Annotated in this window: 19 protein-coding genes, 2 tRNA genes and 1 pseudogene; 8 read left to right on the top strand and 14 right to left on the bottom strand. The window is 64.9% G+C overall.

Annotated elements, in window-relative coordinates; genetic code table 11:
* Positions 1-133: 133 nt before the first annotated feature.
* A complete protein-coding gene (gene dnaG / locus PQI66_RS04430; protein WP_339996333.1) occupies positions 134-2,113 on the top strand; it encodes a DNA primase in 1,980 nt (659 codons plus the stop codon).
* A gap of 153 nt (positions 2,114-2,266) precedes the next feature.
* Here the strand turns inward: dnaG and PQI66_RS04425 are convergent.
* Positions 2,267-2,506 (bottom strand): annotated as a pseudogene (locus tag PQI66_RS04425) (hypothetical protein); the annotation flags it as partial.
* A 165-nt stretch (positions 2,507-2,671) separates the two neighbouring features.
* Between PQI66_RS04425 and PQI66_RS04420 the strand changes: the two are divergent.
* The 3 genes from PQI66_RS04420 (at position 2,672) to PQI66_RS04410 (ending at position 4,893) form a co-directional block, all read left to right on the top strand.
* Complete coding sequence (locus PQI66_RS04420; RefSeq protein WP_339996332.1) at positions 2,672-3,799, top strand: S-(hydroxymethyl)mycothiol dehydrogenase; 1,128 nt, start codon at positions 2,672-2,674, stop codon at positions 3,797-3,799.
* A gap of 11 nt (positions 3,800-3,810) precedes the next feature.
* Positions 3,811-4,458, top strand: coding sequence for an MBL fold metallo-hydrolase (locus PQI66_RS04415; protein ID WP_339996807.1), 648 nt, complete (start codon positions 3,811-3,813; stop codon positions 4,456-4,458).
* A 135-nt stretch (positions 4,459-4,593) separates the two neighbouring features.
* On the top strand, positions 4,594-4,893 hold the full coding sequence (locus PQI66_RS04410; RefSeq protein WP_339996805.1) for a metal-sensitive transcriptional regulator: 300 nt from the start codon (positions 4,594-4,596) through the stop codon (positions 4,891-4,893).
* Between the two features lie 85 nt (positions 4,894-4,978).
* Here the strand turns inward: PQI66_RS04410 and PQI66_RS04405 are convergent.
* A tRNA-Ile gene (locus PQI66_RS04405) sits at positions 4,979-5,052 on the bottom strand.
* 206 nt (positions 5,053-5,258) lie between these two features.
* On the opposite strand from PQI66_RS04405, the gene PQI66_RS04400 reads away from it, so the two are divergent.
* Positions 5,259-5,330: transfer RNA gene (locus tag PQI66_RS04400), tRNA-Asn, on the top strand.
* A 172-nt stretch (positions 5,331-5,502) separates the two neighbouring features.
* On the opposite strand, the gene PQI66_RS04395 is transcribed toward PQI66_RS04400, so the two are convergent.
* The 11 genes from PQI66_RS04395 to PQI66_RS04345 form a co-directional block, all read right to left on the bottom strand.
* Positions 5,503-5,934 (bottom strand): hypothetical protein, encoded by a 432-nt coding sequence (locus PQI66_RS04395; protein WP_339996331.1) that lies wholly within the window; start codon positions 5,932-5,934, stop codon positions 5,503-5,505.
* Positions 5,935-6,063: 129 nt separating this feature from the next.
* Positions 6,064-6,618: a hypothetical protein gene (locus PQI66_RS04390; RefSeq protein WP_339996330.1), complete on the bottom strand. Its 555-nt coding sequence runs from the start codon at positions 6,616-6,618 to the stop codon at positions 6,064-6,066.
* A 35-nt stretch (positions 6,619-6,653) separates the two neighbouring features.
* Positions 6,654-7,397 (bottom strand): hypothetical protein, encoded by a 744-nt coding sequence (locus PQI66_RS04385; protein ID WP_339996328.1) that lies wholly within the window; start codon positions 7,395-7,397, stop codon positions 6,654-6,656.
* A 57-nt stretch (positions 7,398-7,454) separates the two neighbouring features.
* A complete protein-coding gene (locus PQI66_RS04380; RefSeq protein WP_339996327.1) occupies positions 7,455-7,925 on the bottom strand; it encodes a hypothetical protein in 471 nt (156 codons plus the stop codon).
* Between the two features lie 41 nt (positions 7,926-7,966).
* Positions 7,967-8,179, bottom strand: a complete 213-nt coding sequence (locus PQI66_RS04375; protein ID WP_339996326.1) for a hypothetical protein — start codon at positions 8,177-8,179, stop codon at positions 7,967-7,969.
* Complete coding sequence (locus PQI66_RS04370) at positions 8,176-8,508, bottom strand: hypothetical protein (RefSeq protein WP_339996325.1); 333 nt, start codon at positions 8,506-8,508, stop codon at positions 8,176-8,178. Before PQI66_RS04370 ends, PQI66_RS04375 begins: the two co-directional genes overlap by 4 nt.
* A 97-nt stretch (positions 8,509-8,605) precedes the next feature.
* Positions 8,606-9,016 (bottom strand): hypothetical protein, encoded by a 411-nt coding sequence (locus PQI66_RS04365; protein WP_339996323.1) that lies wholly within the window; start codon positions 9,014-9,016, stop codon positions 8,606-8,608.
* A 2-nt stretch (positions 9,017-9,018) separates the two neighbouring features.
* The gene (locus tag PQI66_RS04360; RefSeq protein ID WP_339996322.1) at positions 9,019-10,002 is read right to left on the bottom strand and encodes a helix-turn-helix domain-containing protein; all 984 of its coding nucleotides are present in this window, start codon (positions 10,000-10,002) and stop codon (positions 9,019-9,021) included.
* A 142-nt stretch (positions 10,003-10,144) separates the two neighbouring features.
* Positions 10,145-10,333 (bottom strand): hypothetical protein, encoded by a 189-nt coding sequence (locus PQI66_RS04355; protein WP_339996321.1) that lies wholly within the window; start codon positions 10,331-10,333, stop codon positions 10,145-10,147.
* A 46-nt stretch (positions 10,334-10,379) separates the two neighbouring features.
* Positions 10,380-10,853, bottom strand: coding sequence for a hypothetical protein (locus tag PQI66_RS04350; protein WP_339996320.1), 474 nt, complete (start codon positions 10,851-10,853; stop codon positions 10,380-10,382).
* A 252-nt stretch (positions 10,854-11,105) separates the two neighbouring features.
* Complete coding sequence (locus PQI66_RS04345; RefSeq protein ID WP_339996319.1) at positions 11,106-11,315, bottom strand: helix-turn-helix transcriptional regulator; 210 nt, start codon at positions 11,313-11,315, stop codon at positions 11,106-11,108.
* Between the two features lie 140 nt (positions 11,316-11,455).
* Between PQI66_RS04345 and PQI66_RS04340 the strand changes: the two genes are divergently transcribed.
* Both PQI66_RS04340 and PQI66_RS04335 read left to right on the top strand, forming a co-directional pair.
* The gene (locus tag PQI66_RS04340; RefSeq protein WP_339996318.1) at positions 11,456-12,133 is read left to right on the top strand and encodes a hypothetical protein; all 678 of its coding nucleotides are present in this window, start codon (positions 11,456-11,458) and stop codon (positions 12,131-12,133) included.
* Between the two features lie 4 nt (positions 12,134-12,137).
* Positions 12,138-13,274: a site-specific integrase gene (locus PQI66_RS04335; RefSeq protein ID WP_339996317.1), complete on the top strand. Its 1,137-nt coding sequence runs from the start codon at positions 12,138-12,140 to the stop codon at positions 13,272-13,274.
* 4 nt (positions 13,275-13,278) lie between these two features.
* On the opposite strand, the gene PQI66_RS04330 is transcribed toward PQI66_RS04335, so the two are convergent.
* On the bottom strand, positions 13,279-17,994 hold the full coding sequence (locus PQI66_RS04330) for a tape measure protein (protein WP_339996316.1): 4,716 nt from the start codon (positions 17,992-17,994) through the stop codon (positions 13,279-13,281).
* Between the two features lie 220 nt (positions 17,995-18,214).
* Between PQI66_RS04330 and PQI66_RS04325 the strand changes: the two genes are divergently transcribed.
* The gene (locus tag PQI66_RS04325; RefSeq protein ID WP_339996315.1) at positions 18,215-18,697 is read left to right on the top strand and encodes a hypothetical protein; all 483 of its coding nucleotides are present in this window, start codon (positions 18,215-18,217) and stop codon (positions 18,695-18,697) included.
* Positions 18,698-19,069 lie beyond the last annotated feature (372 nt).

Raw genomic sequence — 19,069 nt, 5'->3', positions numbered from 1 at the left:
CGGTAGTCACTCCGGGGAGGTGTGCGGTAGTCGTCGATACTGTTTTGCAACAGATAGTGGCAATCCTAGGATGCGGCGTCGGTGACTTCAGGCGAATCGGGGACTTCGTCACGGGGTGGCTATCATGGTCGACATGGCACGAGGGCGGATTCCGGACACCGACATCGCCGCGATCAGGGAACAGACCCCGATCGAGGAGGTGGTGGGCGAGTATGTCCAGCTCACGCCGGGTGGGGTGGACTCGATGAAGGGCCTGAGCCCGTTCAAGGACGAGAAGACACCGTCCTTCCACGTGCGGCCCAACAAGGGCTACTTCCACTGTTTCGCCACCGGTGAGGGTGGGGACGTCTTCAGCTTCCTGATGAAGATGGAGCACGTGACCTTCCCGGAGGCTGTGGAGCAGTGCGCCGAACGGATCGGCTTCCGCATCAACTACGAGGGCGGGGGGCCGGTCAACCGCGTCGAGCCGGGGACGCGTCAGCGCCTGGTGGCGGCGAACCGCGCCGCACACGAGTTCTACATGGAACGGTTCCGCGACACCGAGGACCCCGGTGCGGAGGTCGCCCGGACGTTCCTCCGCGAGCGGGGGTTCGACGGTGAGATCGTCGAGACGTTCGGGTGCGGTTACGCCCCGGCCGGCTGGGACACGTTGACCAAACATCTGCTGCGCCGCGGTTTCGAGTTCAAGGAGCTGGAGGACGCCGGGCTGAGCAGGATGGGCAACCGCGGGCCGATCGACCGCTTCCACCGTCGCCTCCTGTGGCCGATCCGCTCGGTGGCGGGCGACGTCATCGGGTTCGGCGCGCGCAAGCTCTTCGACGACGACAACCTCGGCAAGTACATGAACACCCCGGAGACGCTGCTCTACAAGAAGTCGAAGGTGCTCTTCGGCATCGACCTGGCGAAGAAGTCGATCGCCTCCGACCACCAGGCGGTGGTCGTGGAGGGCTACACCGACGTCATGGCGATGCATGCGGCGGGGGTGCCGACCGCCGTGGCGGCGTGCGGAACCGCCTTCGGCGAGGACCACCTGCAGCTGCTGCGTCGCTTCATGGTGGACGACCAGTTCTTCCGCGGCGAGATCATCTACACCTTCGACGGTGACGAAGCCGGGCAGAAGGCGGCACTGCGTGCCTTCGAAGGCGACCAGAAGTTCACCGGACGCAGTTACGTCTCCGTCGCGCCAGACGGGATGGACCCCTGCGACGTACGGATGGAGAAGGGGGACGCCGCCGTCCGGGAGATCGTCGCCGACCGTATCCCGATGTTCGAGTTCGTCATCCGGACGGTCATCCGTGGCTACGACACCCACCACATCGACGGCCGGGTCGAGGCGATGCGTCGGATCGTACCGGTGCTCGCCGGGATCCGGGACGACGCCCTGCGCGACGAGTACGCCCGGCAGGCTGCCGGGTGGTTGAGCTGGCCGGACCCCACCGAGGTGGTCAGCCAGGTCCGTGCAGAGGCGGCGAAGGGACGACGGGGCAGTCAGGGCCCGGAGCTCAAGGAGGGCGTGGCGCGGCTGGCGAGACGCTCCGCGGAGGCGGAGAAGGCGGGGGCGGGATCGAACGTGACCTCGATGCTCAGCCGGCCTGATCCTGCGGACATGTACCTGGAACCGGCCCGCGAGGTGCTCAAGCTGATGCTCCAGGAGCCTGAGCTGGTCGGTGCGGACGCGGACGGCCTGCTACCGGACTCCTTCGAGCATCCGACCTACGTCGCTGTGGCGACGGCGATCGCGGCGGCGGGCGGCGTCGGTTCGGTCGGTACGGACAACGGTCACGTCGCCGGCGCCGAGTGGCTGGACGCGGTGACCTCCGCCACGGACGACGTGATGTGCCGGGCGGTCATCAGCGAGTTGGCGGTGGAGGAACCCCGGTGCCAGCGCGACCGGCTGCAGTTCTATGCCGGCGCGGTGGTCGCGCGGATGGAGGAGCGCTGGGTCGGGATGGAGATCGCCGAGCTGAAGTCCCGGATGCAGCGCATGCGTCCGGACCAGGGCGGGAGCAAGAAGCAGGAGTACAACAACACCTTCGCCGACCTGATGGCACTGGAGAAGTACCGGCGTACCCTGCAGGAACAGGCACAGAGCTACGGGGATCTGCGCGGCTGAGGGACGGGGTCAGGAACGGCGGCGGGACGGTCTGCCGAACCGCTTCGGGACGGGGCCCCCGGTCCCGTCCTGCTCGCTGACCGGGCGGCCCTTGCTGTCCCGCATACGGGACTGCTCGCCCTCGATGTAGATGTCCTCCTCATGGTCGACGGCGTCGTTCTCCAGGACGGCACCCGGGGTGGCGTCCTCGTCGCGGAGGTTCCGCAGCTCACGCATCCGAGGTTCCGGGTCAAGGCGGTCGGCCAGCGCTTTGCGTCCCGCCTGAACAGCCCGGCGGGTGGCAGGGGAGTTGACCGCAGCTTCGTAGCCGCGCCGGATCTGCTCGTAGCGGCGTCGTCCGGCCTTGGTGCCGAATACGTAACCGGCGGCAGCTCCGATGACCAGCTGGATCATGAAAAATACTCTCCTGGGACTCGACGGGAAGGGGGTCGGCCTGACTCACCCTGGAGTTCACTTCGACTCACCAGCCTACCCTGACCGCCCCCGCGCCCGGCGACAATCATCCGTATCCTGAACGGGAGAACGATCGCCTGCACGATGTAGAAGGAGAGCGAACACATGAGTACGACGGTGAAGGGTGTCATCGCCCGGGGTAAAGGTGCCGAGGTCGAGCTGACTGATATCGTGGTGCCGGATCCGGGGGACAATGACGTGGTGGTGCGGGTGCAGTCCTGCGGGGTGTGTCACACGGATCTGGCGTACCGGGACGGGGGTATCAGTGACGACTACCCGTTCCTGTTGGGCCATGAGGCCGCCGGGGTGGTGGAGTCGGTCGGTGAGCGGGTCACCCATGTCGCCGAGGGGGATTTCGTGGTGTTGAACTGGCGTGCGGTGTGCGGGCAGTGCCGGGCGTGCCGGAAGGGGGAGCCGAAGTACTGTTTCGCGACGTTCAATGCGTCGCAGAAGATGACGCTGACCGACGGTACCGAGCTGGAGCCGGCGTTGGGTATCGGTGCGTTCGCCGAGAAGACGTTGGTGCATGAGGGGCAGTGCACGAAGGTCAATCCTGAGGCGGATCCGTCGGCGGTGGGTCTGTTGGGTTGTGGTGTGATGGCTGGTCTGGGTGCGGCGGTGAACACCGGTGAGGTCAAACGTGGTGAGACCGTGGCGGTGATCGGCTGTGGTGGTGTCGGGATGGCGGCGATCGCGGGGGCGAAGTTGGCCGGGGCGACGACGATCATTGCGGTGGACCTGTCGGAGGCGAAGTTGGAGCGGGCGTTGGGCTTCGGTGCGACGCACACGGTCATCCCGTCGACGTTGGACGGTGATTCCGGTGATTCCGGTGCTACGGGTGAGGATCAGCCGGTGGTGCAGGCTGTCCACGAGATTCTCGGTGGTGTCGGTGCTGATGTGGTGGTGGATGCGGTCGGGGTGCCGGCGACGTTCACCCAGGCGTTCTACATGCGTGATCTGGCCGGGCGTGTGGTGCTGGTGGGGGTGCCGACTCCGGAGATGACCCTTGAGCTGCCTTTCCTGGACATCTTCTCCCGGGGTGGTGCGGTGAAGTCGTCGTGGTACGGCGACTGTCTGCCGGAGCGGGATTTCCCGATGTACACGGAGTTGTATCTGCAGGACCGGTTCCCGTTGGGTGATTTCGTTGATGACCGGGTCGGGTTGGCTGAGGTGGAGTCGGCGTTTGCGAAGATGAAGCAGGGGTCGGTGCTGCGTTCGGTGGTGGAGCTGTGAGTGCCTCGGAGATGACGGCAGGGGCGTCTGCCAGTGGTCTGCGTATCGACCGGGTGGTCACCCATGGGGTGTTTGCGTTGGATGGTGGTCAGTGGGAGGTCGACAACAACATCTGGGTCATCGGTGACGATGACGAGGTGGTTGTCGTCGACGCCGCGCATGACGCTGACGCGATCGTCGACGCCGTCGGGGACAGGACGGTGCGGTCGGTGATCTGTACCCACGCGCACAATGACCACATCACTGTCGCACCGGAGCTGGCGGAGCGGTTGGACACCCGGATTCATGTGCACCCGGGTGACCAGATGTTGTGGAATCAGACGCATCCGGGGGTCGGGCACGAGGACCTGGCGGACGGGCAGGTGTTTGATATTGCCGGGACCCGGTTGCGGGTGATTAATACGCCGGGGCATTCGCCGGGGTCGTGTTGTCTGTATCTGCCGGAGGCGGGTGTGTTGCTCAGTGGGGACACGATGTTTGCCGGTGGTCCGGGGGCGACGGGTCGGTCGTTCAGTGATTTCGACACGATCATTGGGTCGTTGCGGTCGAAGGTGTTGACGTTGCCGGGGGAGACGGAGGTGTATACCGGGCATGGTGATGCCACGTCGATTGGTGATGAGGCGCCTCATCTGGAGGAGTGGATCGCCCGCGGCTATTGATCGACATACCCCTCGGGGGTACTGTATTGACCACTGAGTGGGCATGGATGAAGGAGAGAACTCGTGTCTGAGAATCTACTCGCCGAGGACACGTCCTCGGGCGACGCCGGGTGTGGCTGCGGACCGCATGCGGAGGTGTCCGGCGACGGCGATGAGTCCCACGGCTACAGCGCGGACAAGAAGCGTTACCTCGCGCGCCTGAAGCGGATCGAGGGTCAGGTCCGGGGACTGCACCGTATGGTCGACGAGGACACCTACTGCATCGATGTGCTCACCCAGGTGTCTGCGGTGCAGTCCGCACTCAAGGGCGTCGCGCTCGCGCTGCTGGACGACCACATGCAGCACTGTGTGCTGCATGCGGCGCAGCAGGGGGAGGACGAGGCCATGGAGAAACTCGACGAGGTCTCGGCGGCGGTCGGGCGGCTGCTGAAATAGGGCGGGGAGGTGCGCCCAGTACCGGCTACGTCCGTGGACCAACGGCAGTGCCCCGCGTTCGTTGGCGGGGCACTGCCGTTTTCCGTGGGGCCAGCGGGGCTTGAACCCGCGACCAGCGGATTATGAGTCCGCGGCTCTAACCAACTGAGCTATAGCCCCGTGAGGACATTTAAGCACACGGCCGGTAGCGACTCCGTTGGGTGTCCCTTGCTCTGTGAACGTGCCTACCGGCTCCTTGGCCCACGACTTGCGCCGCTCACTTCCTGCCACTGTCACTGCAGGTGGAGCCGGTGATTTGATCCTGTGCGCCGCGCTCTGTAAAGTTCCATTCCGTTGCCGGGGAGAGCATATCCCGGTTGCGGCATTCCTCCATAGCTCAATGGCAGAGCATTCGACTGTTAATCGAAGGGTTGCTGGTTCGAGTCCAGCTGGAGGAGCAGAACAGGCCCCTGACCAGTATGAACGGTCGGGGGTTTTCGCATTCCCAGTCATACTCGACCTGGATAACCGGGTGGGTGTCCATAAAGTGTCCAAAAAGGGTTGAGCCCCCGCCGGCGGACCGGGCGGGGGCTCGGGGTACTAGCGCTGAGTAGCGCAGGCGTAGTTGAACTAGCGGTGCCCCGCTACGGCCATCCAGTGCGCCTCGAGTTCTGGATCAGCCGGTTTGTCCAACAAGCTACTGAGTCTCTTCCGTGCGTCTTCGACAACCGACGCGGAGACGGCTTCGATCTTGCGTCGTTCTTCCTCTGTGTTGATGTGAGGGTAGTCCTGATGGATCTGGGCGAGGGTTTTGTAGGATGCGGCGGCTTGTTTCACGCTGTTCGCTTCGGCGACGTAACACATTTCGAGGTAGATGCCATCATCTGCGGGTGTGCCATAGCGGACGGCAAGTGCATAGTTCTCGACGGTGAGTGGTTCCTCGGCGTCTTCCCACTCGAGGACAGAGATCGGCTTGTCGTACTCGCGGAGGATGTCGAGGATGGCGCCGTTGAGCGCGGGGCACCATTGGGTGCGCCCGTAGGGTCGGAACTTGTAGATCAAGAGGGTCTCCTTGTCGAGGCCGAGGGCTGGTTTTGCCCCCGATTGTATCGGGGGAGCATTGGGTTGGGGGATAAGAGCAGTCTCGTCGGTCTTGGCGGAGCGCTACGAGAGCTGCGATCCGGAACGGCTCTAGGCGTAGTTGTCGCGGGCGTAGGGCATGCGGAACTCTTCGCCCTCGACGTAGAACGACTGCCCGCTCAGCCCCCTGTGGCTCTCCCGAGGTGCGATCGTCTGGCCGGGGACCGCGTTGCCGTCGGTATCTGCTTCGACCTGCCTGTCGAAGTTATCGGCCACGAAACCGCGGATCTTCTGGTACTCGACCATGGCGGCCTGGTGCGCGGCGTTGTGGGCTGCCGTCGCTTCCCGCAGGGGCTGCAGGGTGTCCCGGGCGGCGTCCTTGGCCTCCTCGAGCTTCGGCAGCATCTCCGCGAGGGTCGCGTGTGCCTCTTCGAGTCTCGCGGCTTCTGCGGCGGCGTGTGCCTCGGTGGCGGCCTGGATCTCGTCGGCGATGGCCTTGTCACGCTCCGCGACGGCATCCCGCTTGGCCTCACGGTCGTAGGCATCGGTGAGCCACTTGTCGGGGACATCGCGGCCGGCGCCGCGGAGGTGGATCAGCTCGGCGTAGGTGTAGCCCTGGTCTGCGTTCGGGTTGGTGTCGAAGGTCTTGATCAGGTTGTCTCGCATGATGTGGTGAACCTCCTGGTTCGGTTGGGGCGTGGTTAGTCGAAGTCGGGGACGGTCGGGCCGTCGACCATCTCGACAGCGGTCCCGACGGGGTAGCTGACGTCGTGGCCGGTCGGCGCGCCAGACTGGGCGGCGTGTTCAACGGAGGTCGCCGCGTCGTACCCGGTGAGGGTCTGTTCGCCACCGGAGCCGATGCGCGGAGTGCTGTCGAGGCGTTCGCCGATCTGGCGGGCCTTGCCTCTGAGGACGTTCTGGTGGTTCTTGGCGAACACGGCCAGGCTGTTTGCCTCCCGGTACTCGGGTGACTCCTGGGCGAGCATCGCATCGACGGTGTCGGCCTCGAGGTCGCCTCGCGCAACGAGTTCGTTGAGCATCAGGGTGCGGGAGGGGGACGGGTCCATGTTTTCGAGCTGGCGTCGGATCTCGCGGAAGCGGTCGGTGGGGTCGGCGCTCTTCACCGAGGGTCGGGCCATGATGCGCTGCAGGGCGAGTTCCGCGGCGACCTGGGTGCTCGGGTCGTCGGAGGTGGGCATGAGGGCTGCGCGGGCTTCCTGGCGCTTGGTCTCGACGGCCTGGGCGTGGAGGTCGATCATGTCGTTGATCTGGTTGAGTCGGTCGCGCTGGCGGGCGGTCATCTGTGCCCAGCGTTCCTGGTTGCCGGCGGGGGTGTAGTTGTGGAAGGTCTTGTTGAATCCGCGGCGTCGGCGGCTCATGTCTCCGGCGAGGTGGTTGATCTGCTGTTCGATGTCGTGTGCGCTGATGTTGGCTTTGCGGGCCATGGTGACCTCCTGTGGTCAGTGTGGTGTGGGGGTTGCATCTCGGATGTGGCCCCCGGGCTACGGGGGTTCGTCCCGGTCGTCGGGGAACATGCCGTCGGTGTCCGAGAAGTCCTCATCCTCGAGATCCTTGGCGTCGAAGATCGAGCCGATGCCCGTCAAGGCTGCAATCTGCTGGTCCATCTCTTCCTCACGGTCGAGCTGCCGGCCGCGGCGCCCGTGGTCGTCGAGAGCCATGTCCTTGTCCGCGGCGATAGCCGCCATCGTGACCGCCCACTTCCGGTCGACCGGGCGCAGCCGACGATCCATCGCCATGACCAGCCCCTCCCGGGCAGCGACACGGAAACCGACGGCCAAGGCATCCCGCTCCGCCCGAACCTCACTGGCACGCGCAGCACGCGCCGCCTCGGTCTGAGTGCCGTCGAAGATGATGCCGGCTTCATCACCGGCCTTCCGGACGTAGTACGCGCTCGTGTGCAGCGCCCGGGCGGCCTGGGCCTGAGTGAACCCGCGCTCATGCAGGGCTCGCACCTTCTCCGGCTCTACCGGCCCATTATTTTGGGTGTCCACAGCTAAACCCCCTGTTCAAGGTCATTGATGTGCTCTGCGAGTTTCCGGTTCATTTGTCGTTCGTTGACGGCGATGAAGATGAGTGTGGGGGTGAGCGCGGGTTCCCAGTTGTCTATGACGGCTTGGAGCGTGTTGGGGTCGTCGGCGCATTGGCTGAGGATGTTTCCGACGCCTTGGAGTAGTTCGCGGCGTTGGCGGTCGGTGTGGTTGCTCATGCTGTCCTCCGGGTGTCTCGGTGTTGTCGGCGGCGGGTGGAGAGTAGGGAGCCGGCGGCGTAGTCGAGGACGAATCGTGCTTGTTGTGGGGTGAGGGAGTGGCGGATGTTGTGCATGTCGGCGTGGTCTCCGCGGGCTCTGGCGTCGGCCATGCGGCGGATTTGGTTCATGGCTGCGTTGAAGGCTGCGACTTCGGCGAATCGGTCGGCGAGCTCGTCACACGGGGTGTCTGCCTGGCTGACGTCCTCGGAGCCGTTGTCCTCATCGTTGAGGTTGAGTTCGGCCTGGTGGGCGTCGGGGAGGTCGAAGAGTCCGTCGGTGAAGGTCACTGGTCGGCCTCCTGGTTACCGGTTGCGAGGGCGAGGTAGTAGTCGGCGAGGGCGTCGCTGAGTGGGGCTGTGAGCGGTGGTGGGGTGACGGGGTGGCTCACTGGTGGCCTGCCTTTCGGAGGGCGGTGTCTGTGGCGATGAGGGCTCGCATGGCGATGGCTACGATCTCCCGGCGTTCGGCGGGGATGGTGACGATGCCGTTGGTGTATTCCTCGATGCGGCCGGTGATGAAGTCGCTGTAGAGCACGCGGGTTTCTTCGATGGCGTCGGTGAGGGTGCGGTACATGCGGGCGGCGGCGTCGAGCTGTTCGTTGGGGAGCGGGTCTGCCCGGTCCATCTCCTGCATCATGAGCATGGAGTTGATGGCGTGGGTGGCGCGCTCGGGGTCGGCGCCGAGGGTGTGGAGTAGGCGGGTGTAGTCGTCTCCGCGGCGTTGGCGCCAGTAGAGGCGGAGTTCGAGGGCGTCGTCGATGGATTGCTGTGCGGCTTGGCTGATGTCTTCGGTCATGGTTACTCCTGGTTCAGGCTGTCGAGGATCAGGGATTGGATCTCTGGGTCTGCTGAGGCTTCGAGATCGTGGAGGGGTACGTCGGTGTAGTCCACGTAGTTTTCGTCGCTCAGCGCCGGTTCTGTGGGCGGTGGGGCGTCCTGCCACTTGGCTTGGTTCAGCCAGGTGGAGGCGTTCATGTCGAAGGGTTGCCCGGATTCGATGAAGCCGCGCATGCCGTTGATGACGGTCTGCTCGTCGCCGGCCCGCTTCACTGCCTTGGGGTACGCGGTTCGGGCGTTGGCTTTCTTCTTCTTCTGGTCCGAGGGGACGAGGGCCCACCACTCTTCGAACCGGGACGGTTCGTGAGTGGGGGAGGGCGAATGAGAAGAGGGCTTGCGGCGCTCCGGGAGCGCAGTGGCCGCATCCGTGAACGATCGACCCCTGCCGAGTCCGGTTCCCTCTTTTGATTTAGAGGGGTGGTTTATATGGGGGGTTTGGGGGACACTGCTGACCCCGGGGCGGGTCACAGGTGTCCCCTGGGTGGATCTGTGCTGTCCCCCGTCCTGGTCAGGATTGTCCCCCGGGGTCACTGCTGACCCCGGGGTCAGTGTTGTACCCGGGGTACTGTGCTGTACCCCGTCTGTTGATTCGCTTCGGAGGTAGTCGAGGTTTAGCCGCCAGACTCTCGGACGCCGGTACTTGGGGTAGTGAGCGACGAGGCTCTGGTCTCCCATCGAGATCCAACCACCCTCCTTGAGGACTTTGAGCCCCCGCTTCACGGTCTGGTAGCTGGCGTCGACCTGCTTTCGGTATGCCGGATCCGCGGTCTTCCGGCTCTCGTCAACCGTGAAGCCGAGAAGGTAGCCAGCGAGGGTCTGCTTGGACGGCCATGCCTGCCACCGTTCATTGGCGTGCTCGGCGAGGCCGTAGAGAACCAGGCGGGCGGAGTCGGGGGAGGGGACCGGTGCGCGCTTTGTCACCCAGATGTAGGCGTCGAGGCTCATGGGCGGCTCCCCTCGCCGGTGTAGTGCTTGGCAGAGCACGTGTGTGTGGTAGCGATGAGGCCCCGGGTGGGCGCGCTGTTGTTGTCGGTCACGGGGACCTCCTTTCGCTGTCGGTGTGTGGTCTCGGCGTTGCAGCGCCGGTTCACTCGGCGGGGGTTATCAGGCTGTCGAGTTCGTCGACGGAGAAGAGACGGCATCGACGGTCTTTCGGGTCGCGCACCGGGTTCAGTTCGCCGGCGGCGGTCCGGCGGTCCAGATAGCCCATGGACACGCCGTAGCGCCGGATGGCATCAACGGCTCGGATCAGCTCTGGAGCGGGGGCGTATTTCATATGCGGCACATTGCACTGCATTGCAGGATGTCAGGATCTGTGGCGGCTACCGCTGGTCTCCGCGGCCGTTCGGCGCCGGGATCTCGATCACGTCGTGGACGGTGCCCTGCCCGTCGATGGGGTTGCAGATGGCCAGAACCCACTTCTCGGGGTAGTACCCGCCGTAGTTGGTGCCGAAGTTCATCCAGTCGGTCCTGACCCGCTCGAACATCTCGCGGGTCATGTGCGGGCCGGCGATCTCGATCTGCTGGTTGGGCAGGAGGATCATGTCGGGCACCAGGTGGGTGCGGATGACGGTCTCTCCGGCGCTGAACGTCCACTGCCAACGCTTGAGGGCGTCGTGGAACTCTTCGCGGGCCCGGTCGCGTTCCTTGTGGCCGATGTTGCCGGCGCACCAGTCGTCGTCGGCTTTCTTGAACGCCTTGAGCTTGGGGAGGACGAGTTCGGCGAAGCGTTGTTCGATGCGGCTGGTGTCGACGTTCTCGGTGGTCTCGACGGGGGCGAGGGTTGCTGATAGCATTGGGGTGTACTCCATTCAGGTTGCTGGGTGGTGGTTGGCCCGGTCGGGTCCGCGATTTGAGTTGCTAGGCTCTGCGGTCCGGTCGGGTTTTCTCGTGCGCGGGGGTCACTGCTCGTTCTTTCCACTGCCCCAAATGGGGCATTAGGGGTTTTCTCGTGCGCGGGGGTCACTGCTCCGGCTTGTCTGTGGGGAGCGGTTCGAGGGGTTTCTTGGGGCGAGGCTCGTAGTAACAGTCCTCGCAGGGCATACCCATCACGCCGCATCACTCTTCGCGGTGTCGCCGACGACCTGCGCCGGGGTGATGCCGAGCTTCTCGGCGAGGGGGGCGACGGGGACGATGTAGCGGCCGCCGATCTTGAATGCGGGGGTGGGGAAGTCGCCGTTGGCGATGGCGGTGTACGCGGTCTGTCGGCTGATGCCGAGCAGCGCGGCAGCACGGGCGACGCCGATTGATGCTGACACTGTGTGCTCCTGTTCGGTCTGGATTGGCTTATATGTTGAAGCGTACACATGGTTGGACTAGACTGCAAGACTGGACCTAAAATAGGGACCGATAAGCATTTTCTAGACAACTGAACAGTGGATCAGGAACACTTGACCGCATGGCAGCGGGCGAATGGGTGTATCAGGGCATTAGCAGGGTTTCTCGGGATGACAGCGAGTTCGTCGCGGGTACTGACCTGCACCGAATTGAAGCGCGTCGCGCTGTCGGCGTGTCCGACATCGATGCTCCGGATGGAGTTGTTCCGCGTGACTATGTCCGCCTACAGATGTTTGCGGAATGGGACCAGAACAGTCGGGACCAGTTCTCCATGCTGAAGATGACGGTTGATGGCATTACGGTCTATGAGTCGCGCTCTGGGATGCAGGTCGACACTGAAGGATCCCCGGATATCGAGCTGCGCACGTGGCTCACACCCGACTCCGACTTACTGCGTAGCGTGCCCTTCCGGCGCCTGTTCAGCCAGGCGTCGGCAGAACTGCTCGCTCGATCGCAAGTCTCGGACCAAGTACCGGCCGACGCGGTGCCCGGATTCCTCCCCGATTTCAGAGAGCTGAGATCGGAGTGGCCGAAGGGGGACACGCGCCAGGTCGCACGGTGGGCGGGCTACGTGTACGCCACTGCGGTGGCAGACGGTCAGCCAGCAAACAAGGCAGTCGAGGAAGCATTCGGAGTCTCACGCACAACGGCGAAACGCATGGTCACTTTGGCGCGTGAGCTCGGTTTCCTCGCAGACAGTGTTGTCGGTGCCCCTGGTCCCTCTACGCGAAAGGGATAGAGCTATGGGCAAGGGTAGGCCGGTCACGCCGCTGGGCACGTGGGGTGAGATCAACGTCAGTGAAATCAGTCCGGGCACGTGGCAGGCAGAGGCGCGGATCCGGATGGAGAGCGGTAAGCGCAAGCGCGTGCGCGCCCGCGGTGCGTCGAAGTCTGCGGCCACCAGGGCGATCAAGGCGAAGCTCTCCAACATGGGGACGACAATCGACTCGGACCTCCTGACGTCGACCAGCACTCTCACCGCGCTGCTCGACCAGTGGATCGACCGGCACGACGTGTCCGGGCGGACAAAGACGATCTACAAGCAGTGCATCCGCCTGCACATCAAGCCGGCGCTCGGCGACGTGTGCCTCAACGAGATCACCACCCCGCGGCTGCAACTGTTCCTCGACGGTCTGTCTGACGCGACGGCGCACACGGCCCGGGCGGTTCTCGGTAGCGCGGTGAGTCTCGCGGTGCGGTGGGGGATCATGTCGCACAACCCCGTGCGAGATACCGCGCTGCGGAAGAAGCAGCGGCAGGAAGTGCGGGCGCTGACGGACGCGGAGATCTCGGCGTACCGCACCCGCCTGGTGAAGTGGTGCGGCGGCAACCAGATGGGCCCGGCCCGCGGTGAGGGGCTGGTGGAGATCATCGACGTGTGTATCGGCTCCGGTTGCCGCATCGGGGAGGTGCTGGCTCTGCGGTGGGAGGATGTCGACATCGACGGTGGTTTCGTCACGGTGACGGGGACGATCGACGACGATGCCGGCGACCGGAAGGAACTCCCGAAGACGGAGGGGAGCCGTCGGACGGTGAAGGTCACCCCGGATGCTGTCGCGGCGCTGCGGCGCCAGTGGGACAAGCCGTACCGGCCTTTCCTGGGCATGCCGGTGTTCCCGACCCGTTCAGGTGGCTACCGGACGGTGAGCAACACGGAGACGCGCCTACGGAAGGCGCGGGACAACCAGGACGACATCACGCCGCACGACTTCCGGAAGACGGTGGCGACGCGGATCGAGCAGCAGTTCGGGATGTTGGCGGCGTCACGGCACCTGGGGCATTCGTCTACGTCGGTGACGGAGCAGGCGTATCTGGCGCGGCCGGAGGTGCTGCCGGACTACACGGCGGCGTTGGTGGTGAAGCCGCTGCGCGCCGTGTGATCGGCTAGAGCATGCGCGACTTCATCGCCTTGTTGATCTGCCTGCTCGCATTGTTCATCTGGGCCTGCAGGTAGCCGCGGGGGTCGTTGACCGTGACCGGCCCGTTGAACACAGCGCCGATCGCGCTGCCGATCTCGCGGCCGCCGGCGTGCTTCGCCGCGTCCATGTTCAAGCCCAGGCGGTCCAGGCTGGTGGTGTCGCCAGATGAGAACTGCAGCTTGCCCTCCATTAGGCCGGGCAGGCCCGATCCGATCAGGTTCGCCATGCTCAGGACGTCGACGCCGAGACGCTTCCCGGTCTCCGCCCACAAGTCCAGGCTGCGGGCCCGCTTGTTCCGCGACAGGGGGATGTAGGCCTCGTCCCCGGCTTCGCCCCACAGAATCGCACTGCCTTCGTTGAACTGCGCGTCACGGGCCGCGCCGAGGATCCCGCTAGTCCCGGTGATGGCGCCGTCGGCCATCGCGGTGATGCCGAACGCCTGACCCGCCGAGGTCGGTGCCGCCTTCTGCTTCTCTACCGCCACCTTGAGCTGTTCGTTGGTCTTGCGCAGCTCCTCAGTCTCATCACGCATGTCGATGAGCTTGTCGGACAGGTCAGCGACCTTATCCCGGGCATCATCCAGCTCCCACTGGGCCTGCTCCTTGTCCTCCGGCTTCGCCTCCGCCAGCGCCTTCTCTTTCTCGCCGATGTCCTTCTTCGCCTGCGCGAGGTCGCGTTCGGTGGACTGGATGTTGCGGTCGTGGGCGCGCATCTCACGCTCGTGGCGGCGCTGCTCGGTTTCGAGGTTCTCGCCCTCAAAGGTGGTACCCAGCCCGAGGACGTTGCCCCAGGACACGACGTCGTCTGCCATCGGGGTGTTGTTGTGCAGGGCCCATGCCGCAGCCGCAGCTTCCAGTACGGACCCGTCCTTCAACAGCGGCCCCGCGCCGCCGTTCACGGACTTCGACACGCTCGACCCGCCGCCGCCAGACGAGCCGCCCGCCGACGACGAGTACGCGGAGTACGAGCCCATCTCGTCGTAGCCGTCCTCAACCTCCCCTCCATCGCCCGGCAGGTAAGCCCAGTCGGTGAAGCCGCGGCCATCCAATGGCCCAGCCGCGCCGCCGATCGTCAGGCCGCCGCCAGTGTTGCCGCCGGACTCGATGAACGTGCCGTCCGGCAGAACCATCGCCGTATGCCCACCGCCGGGGCCACCGTTGTACCAGCCGACCACGACATCGCCCGGACCACCGCGGCCCTGCTGGAAGCCGCGCTCGGCCAGCCACCCGGCCATGTTGCCGGTGCCGGTGCGGGACTCCAACGGATCCCGGCCCAAGTAGGAGTTGACGCCCATGGACACGGCGCCGGAGCAGTCCGTGCCGCCCGGCCCCCACCCTCCGAACACATACGGCGTGCCGTTGTAGGGCGACAACTCCGACTTCACCCGGTCAGAAGTACGGCCGCCGTTCGCGAACTGCTCCAAGTCGGTCAGGAACGCCTGCACGACCTGTGAGACGTTGCCACCGTTGACGGCGGCGAGGGTGCCATCCCACGTCTCGGACGAATCCCTGTTGACGATCCACTCGCCAGCATCAACCCATGACGACGGGGCGCCGTTGCCGTCTACGCCGAGGATGCCATCAACCACCCCGGTGCCCGGTCCGGTAGTGGGGAGACGATACCCGCCGTGACGGGCGCCCGATGCGTTCCGGGGAAGCCGTGAACCCCGGGCGTTCCGGGGCAGCCGGCCACCATCAGCGTTGTTCTGCGCCTCGATCGACTGGCGCATAGCCTGCCCCATCTGCGCCGCCCCCTGACGCATCACCTGATTCGACACAACCCGACGCTCCTCAATCGTCAACGTCGCGTACAACTGTCGACGATCCTGCGCGTCCATCTGCGCTGCGATCTGAGCGATGTTGCTGATGACCTTGTGGTCAGCCGACCGCGGGTTCTCCGACTCCCGCAACTGATCCAACAGGCCCGGAAGCTCGTGGTGGATCTCGTGCAGCGCGGTCCGCGTGAGTTCGGTTTCCCGGAGCTGACCGAGCAGGGAATCAAGGTCGTTGTCGATGACCAGCTTTCCATCGACAACTGAGAGGACACCCATCTCGTGCAGGCGGGCGATGGTGCTCCCGATGTCGTCCTTGATCCGCACCTCGCCGTCGATCTCAGCCGCAAGGCCAAGCTCGACGAGTTCCTGCTGCGCTTCGTCGGTCATCGCCTTCACGTTGATCTGGCCATCTTCCATGTATTTTACGGCGTCGCCCATCTGCTCGAGCTGCATCAGCACGCCGGTACCGTCCGGCATCGAGATGCTCAACTCGTTGGATTCGGGCAGATCCTCAACCGTGTACCCAATGTCCTCGAGGGCTTCCTTCGTCGCCATGCGGGTGTCCTCGTCCACCTCGATACGGAGTTCGTCGGGGGATTCAAGACGGGTCGTCTCGTCCGACAGAAGCTCGGTGGCATCTTTCGCCTTCTTGGCGGATTCGGCATAGTTGTTGAGCTTCTGCTCTGCCTCCGCGGAGACGACGTCGGTGGTCATCTCGCCCATTCCGAGGACTTCGTTCTTCAGCTCGCCGGTGGCTCCCGCAGCCTCCCGGGCGCCGTCGCGGAACTCGCGGAAGTACTCACTCCACTCGTTGCCGCGGCCCATTTTGTCGGGGTTGGCGCTCTTCACGTCGTTCAGCATCGACTGGATCTCCGCGGTGCCCCCGGAGGCTTCATCGGCGGCGATGGCGTCGGCTACGTCGCCGGCCTCGTAGCCCTGGCCTTGCCAGTACTCGCCGTAGTTCTGCCAGTAGTCGGACCCCTCGATGTTCTTGATGCGCTTCTGGTCGATGTCAGCATCAGCCTTCGCGGTGAAGTCGCGTGTGGCCTGAGCATCGCCGGTTGTGGCGCCGATGAGCATGTCGTCTGACATGCCGAGCTTGCGAGCGGTGTCCCGGACGCCGGACTCCTCGAGGCTCTTGAGCTGGATCTGTTCAGTTTGCTCGGTGATCTTGCCGGTGGTCTCGTCGAGGGAGTCGCGCAGCTCATTCTGCTTCTGCTTGTGCCTCTCGACCTCCGCGGCGGCGTCCTGGTGCTGCTTGATCAACGCCATGATCGCGGCGGTAACGCCACCGAAGATGAGGCCGGGCAGACCGCCTACCGCGGTCAGTAGGCCCTGCCCGGCGGTCTTGGCGAGCGACAGCCCACCGGCCACCGATCCGCCGACGACGCCGCCGAACGACTGCAGTGTGCCCTTCGCTGTACCGGCAACCCGGTTCAGGCCGCCGAGTTCGCGGCCCATGGCCCTGGACTCCATGCCGGCCAGGCGGAGACCGTCGCCGGCCTTGCGGTACGCGTCGCCCATGCGACCGATGGCGGGCACCCGCTGGCCGAGGGTCATCATGGCAGTGGACACGACGCCGATCTCCCGGCCCTGGCCCTTGAGCGCGGACTGGGACTCGGTCACGTTGTCGAGGAACGAGTCGAACGAGCCCATTCCCTTCGACATTGCGCCGGTCAGGCCCTTGTGTTTCGCTACCGCCATGCCCAGCAGGCCGACGTAGGCCTCCATGGGGATGGCGGTCATGACGGTGCCGATCTTCTCGACGACGGGCCACACGGCCTGCGCGGTGTCCTTCAGTGTGCCGAGAGCGGCCTTGACCTGGGGGATAGCACCCTGGGCGAAGTCAGAGAGCCCCACGGTCAGCTTCTCGGCCATGGGGCCAGCCCGGTCACCGAGTTCATCGATGCTGTCGGTGATGTTCCCGATGACGCCGGGCGCCGCGTCGAATGCAGGCTGCAGGATCTTCTCGCCGAGACGTCCGACTGCGGCACCGGCGTTGTTCATTGCGCCCTGGAACGTGTCGCCGGCGGCCAGCGCGGCGCCGCCCATACCCTCTTCGAGAGCGTTCTGGAACGTCTCGAACGAGACCTCACCATCCGAGGCCATCTTCCGTGCTTCATCCGCGGTGACACCCATCTCCTTGGCGACGAGCTGCAGGATCGGGATACCAGCGTCCATCAGCTGGTTGGCGACGTCCATCTGCATCATGTCGGACGTGGCGACCTTGTTGATGATCGAACCCATCTCGCCGAGTTCAGTGCCGGCGATCGTCGCGGCGTCGCCAGTCAGCTTGAGGGTGCGCTGTAGTGCCTCGCCCGGTTCGATGCCGGCGGCGACGGCCGAGGCGGCGATGGTGGCGGCGTCGCCCATGCCGAACGCGGTGCCCTTCACGCTGGCGAGGGCATCGTCCATGATGGCGGAGACGTTGGCGGTGCTGTGGCCGAGGCCGGTCAGCTTGGCTTCCGCCTGGTCGATGTCGTTGAGCCGGGAGAATCCCTTGGTGAGGGCGACTCCCATTCCACCGATGGCCGCGGTAGCGGAGGTGATGGCGCCCCACTTGATCGTCTTGGTGAGGGCGCCGGAGGTGACCTTGCCGATGCTGTCCACGAGCTTGCCGGCGGCGTTGTCAGCGCGGCCCAGCTCCGCGGCGGGCTGTGAACTGACCTTGAGGCCGGTGCCGGACTTCGATGCCTTCTGGAGGTTCGTGTCGAGGTTCTGTGCTTCCTGGGCGGCCGTGGTGACCGCGCCGGTGCCAGTTGGCGTGACGTCGAGCTTCGTGTTCGCGGTGGCGTCGGCTGTCCGCTGTAGGTCGACGAGGTCGGTCTTCGCGCCTTTGATCTTGGACCTGAACGGGCCGTCGTCGACGTCGATGGTGGCAAAGAGGGTGCCGAGGTCGAGTGACATGTGGTTCTCCCTGTGGTGCTGTGGTGGTTGTGCCGGGATATTTGCACAGGTCGGGCGGTGTTCAGGGCAGCAGAAAAGCCCCCGGGAACAGGGGTGTCCTGGGGGCTTCTCACCACAGTGAACCTCGGCGACCTCATCGAAGCGTTCGGCTCGGTGCACACAGTAGGGCAGCCGGCGGGGTGTTGAGATCCGGCCGGGTAGCGCTGGTTATGCTGGGGAAATGACGTTCAAGAAGATGATGGCGGCCGCCGCGGTGGCAACCGTGGCCCTCATGACCATGGTTGCCTGCAGCAGCGGGGACACCGACAGCGCGGCGACAACGAATTCGGAGGCCGGAGTTCCGGCCCAGAATCCATCAGCGGAGCTACTGGTCGAGCGCACTAACCCCAGCACGATGACCGAGTTCGCTGCTGTTTCCCGCATCCTTGACCGTGACGATATCGCCTACGGGGATGTTGAAGACACCAGCGAAGATTCCGGTAGTGGCACGCTTGACGTTGATGAGCTCGGTTCTCTCTACTTCGGAGAGTCTGACAATCCCGACGTTGCAGTCGTAACGATGCTGAACCGAGCGGGTGACGACGGAACTTCACACGTCATGGTCGGCGGGAACTGGATCATATGGGTCAATGGGGCAGGGAACGATGATAAGGCTGTAGAGGTTGCTGAGTCGCTCGGTGGAGCTCTCTACGCACTGCGCTAGGTGTCACCCCTGACCCCGGGGGGGCTGTGGTGACCCCCGGGTCTGTGGTGCCACCCGGGTCTGTGGTGCCACCCGGGTCTGTGGTGCCACCCGGGTCTGTGGTGCCACCCGGTGTCCACTTAGTGTCCATTTAGTGGGCGAACTCAGGCGTGACTATATGGACACCATTGGCTCTTGGAGTGCCGCTGACCTCGATGGATTCTTACGCTGATTGACTGTGGGTACCTGTGCATCACGGGGTTCAGACTACGAAGGGTTGCTGGTTCGAGTCCAGCTGGAGGAGCAGAACATCACCGCCGACCACACCGTGGTCGGCGGTTTTGCTGTGGGCGATGTCTGGTCGGCTTAGTAGTCATGCAAGCGTACCGGGAT

Origin of the sequence: Corynebacterium sp. USCH3 (assembly GCF_037619475.1) — a bacterium.
In the GTDB taxonomy this organism is placed as follows: Bacteria; Actinomycetota; Actinomycetes; order Mycobacteriales; family Mycobacteriaceae; genus Corynebacterium.
Note: the sequence above shows the minus strand (reverse complement) of the source record. Positions and strands in the feature narration are given on the sequence as shown.

Coding starts and splice junctions, on each gene's coding strand:
- dnaG (WP_339996333.1), top strand. CDS start 134: ATGGCACGAGGGCGGATTCCGGACACCGACATCGCCGCGATCAGGGAA.
- PQI66_RS04420 (WP_339996332.1), top strand. CDS start 2,672: ATGAGTACGACGGTGAAGGGTGTCATCGCCCGGGGTAAAGGTGCCGAG.
- PQI66_RS04415 (WP_339996807.1), top strand. CDS start 3,811: ATGACGGCAGGGGCGTCTGCCAGTGGTCTGCGTATCGACCGGGTGGTC.
- PQI66_RS04390 (WP_339996330.1), bottom strand. CDS start 6,618: ATGCGAGACAACCTGATCAAGACCTTCGACACCAACCCGAACGCAGAC.
- PQI66_RS04385 (WP_339996328.1), bottom strand. CDS start 7,397: ATGGCCCGCAAAGCCAACATCAGCGCACACGACATCGAACAGCAGATC.
- PQI66_RS04375 (WP_339996326.1), bottom strand. CDS start 8,179: ATGAGCAACCACACCGACCGCCAACGCCGCGAACTACTCCAAGGCGTC.
- PQI66_RS04365 (WP_339996323.1), bottom strand. CDS start 9,016: ATGACCGAAGACATCAGCCAAGCCGCACAGCAATCCATCGACGACGCC.
- PQI66_RS04360 (WP_339996322.1), bottom strand. CDS start 10,002: ATGAGCCTCGACGCCTACATCTGGGTGACAAAGCGCGCACCGGTCCCC.
- PQI66_RS04355 (WP_339996321.1), bottom strand. CDS start 10,333: ATGAAATACGCCCCCGCTCCAGAGCTGATCCGAGCCGTTGATGCCATC.
- PQI66_RS04350 (WP_339996320.1), bottom strand. CDS start 10,853: ATGCTATCAGCAACCCTCGCCCCCGTCGAGACCACCGAGAACGTCGAC.
- PQI66_RS04340 (WP_339996318.1), top strand. CDS start 11,456: ATGGCAGCGGGCGAATGGGTGTATCAGGGCATTAGCAGGGTTTCTCGG.
- PQI66_RS04335 (WP_339996317.1), top strand. CDS start 12,138: ATGGGCAAGGGTAGGCCGGTCACGCCGCTGGGCACGTGGGGTGAGATC.
- PQI66_RS04330 (WP_339996316.1), bottom strand. CDS start 17,994: ATGTCACTCGACCTCGGCACCCTCTTTGCCACCATCGACGTCGACGAC.
- PQI66_RS04325 (WP_339996315.1), top strand. CDS start 18,215: ATGACGTTCAAGAAGATGATGGCGGCCGCCGCGGTGGCAACCGTGGCC.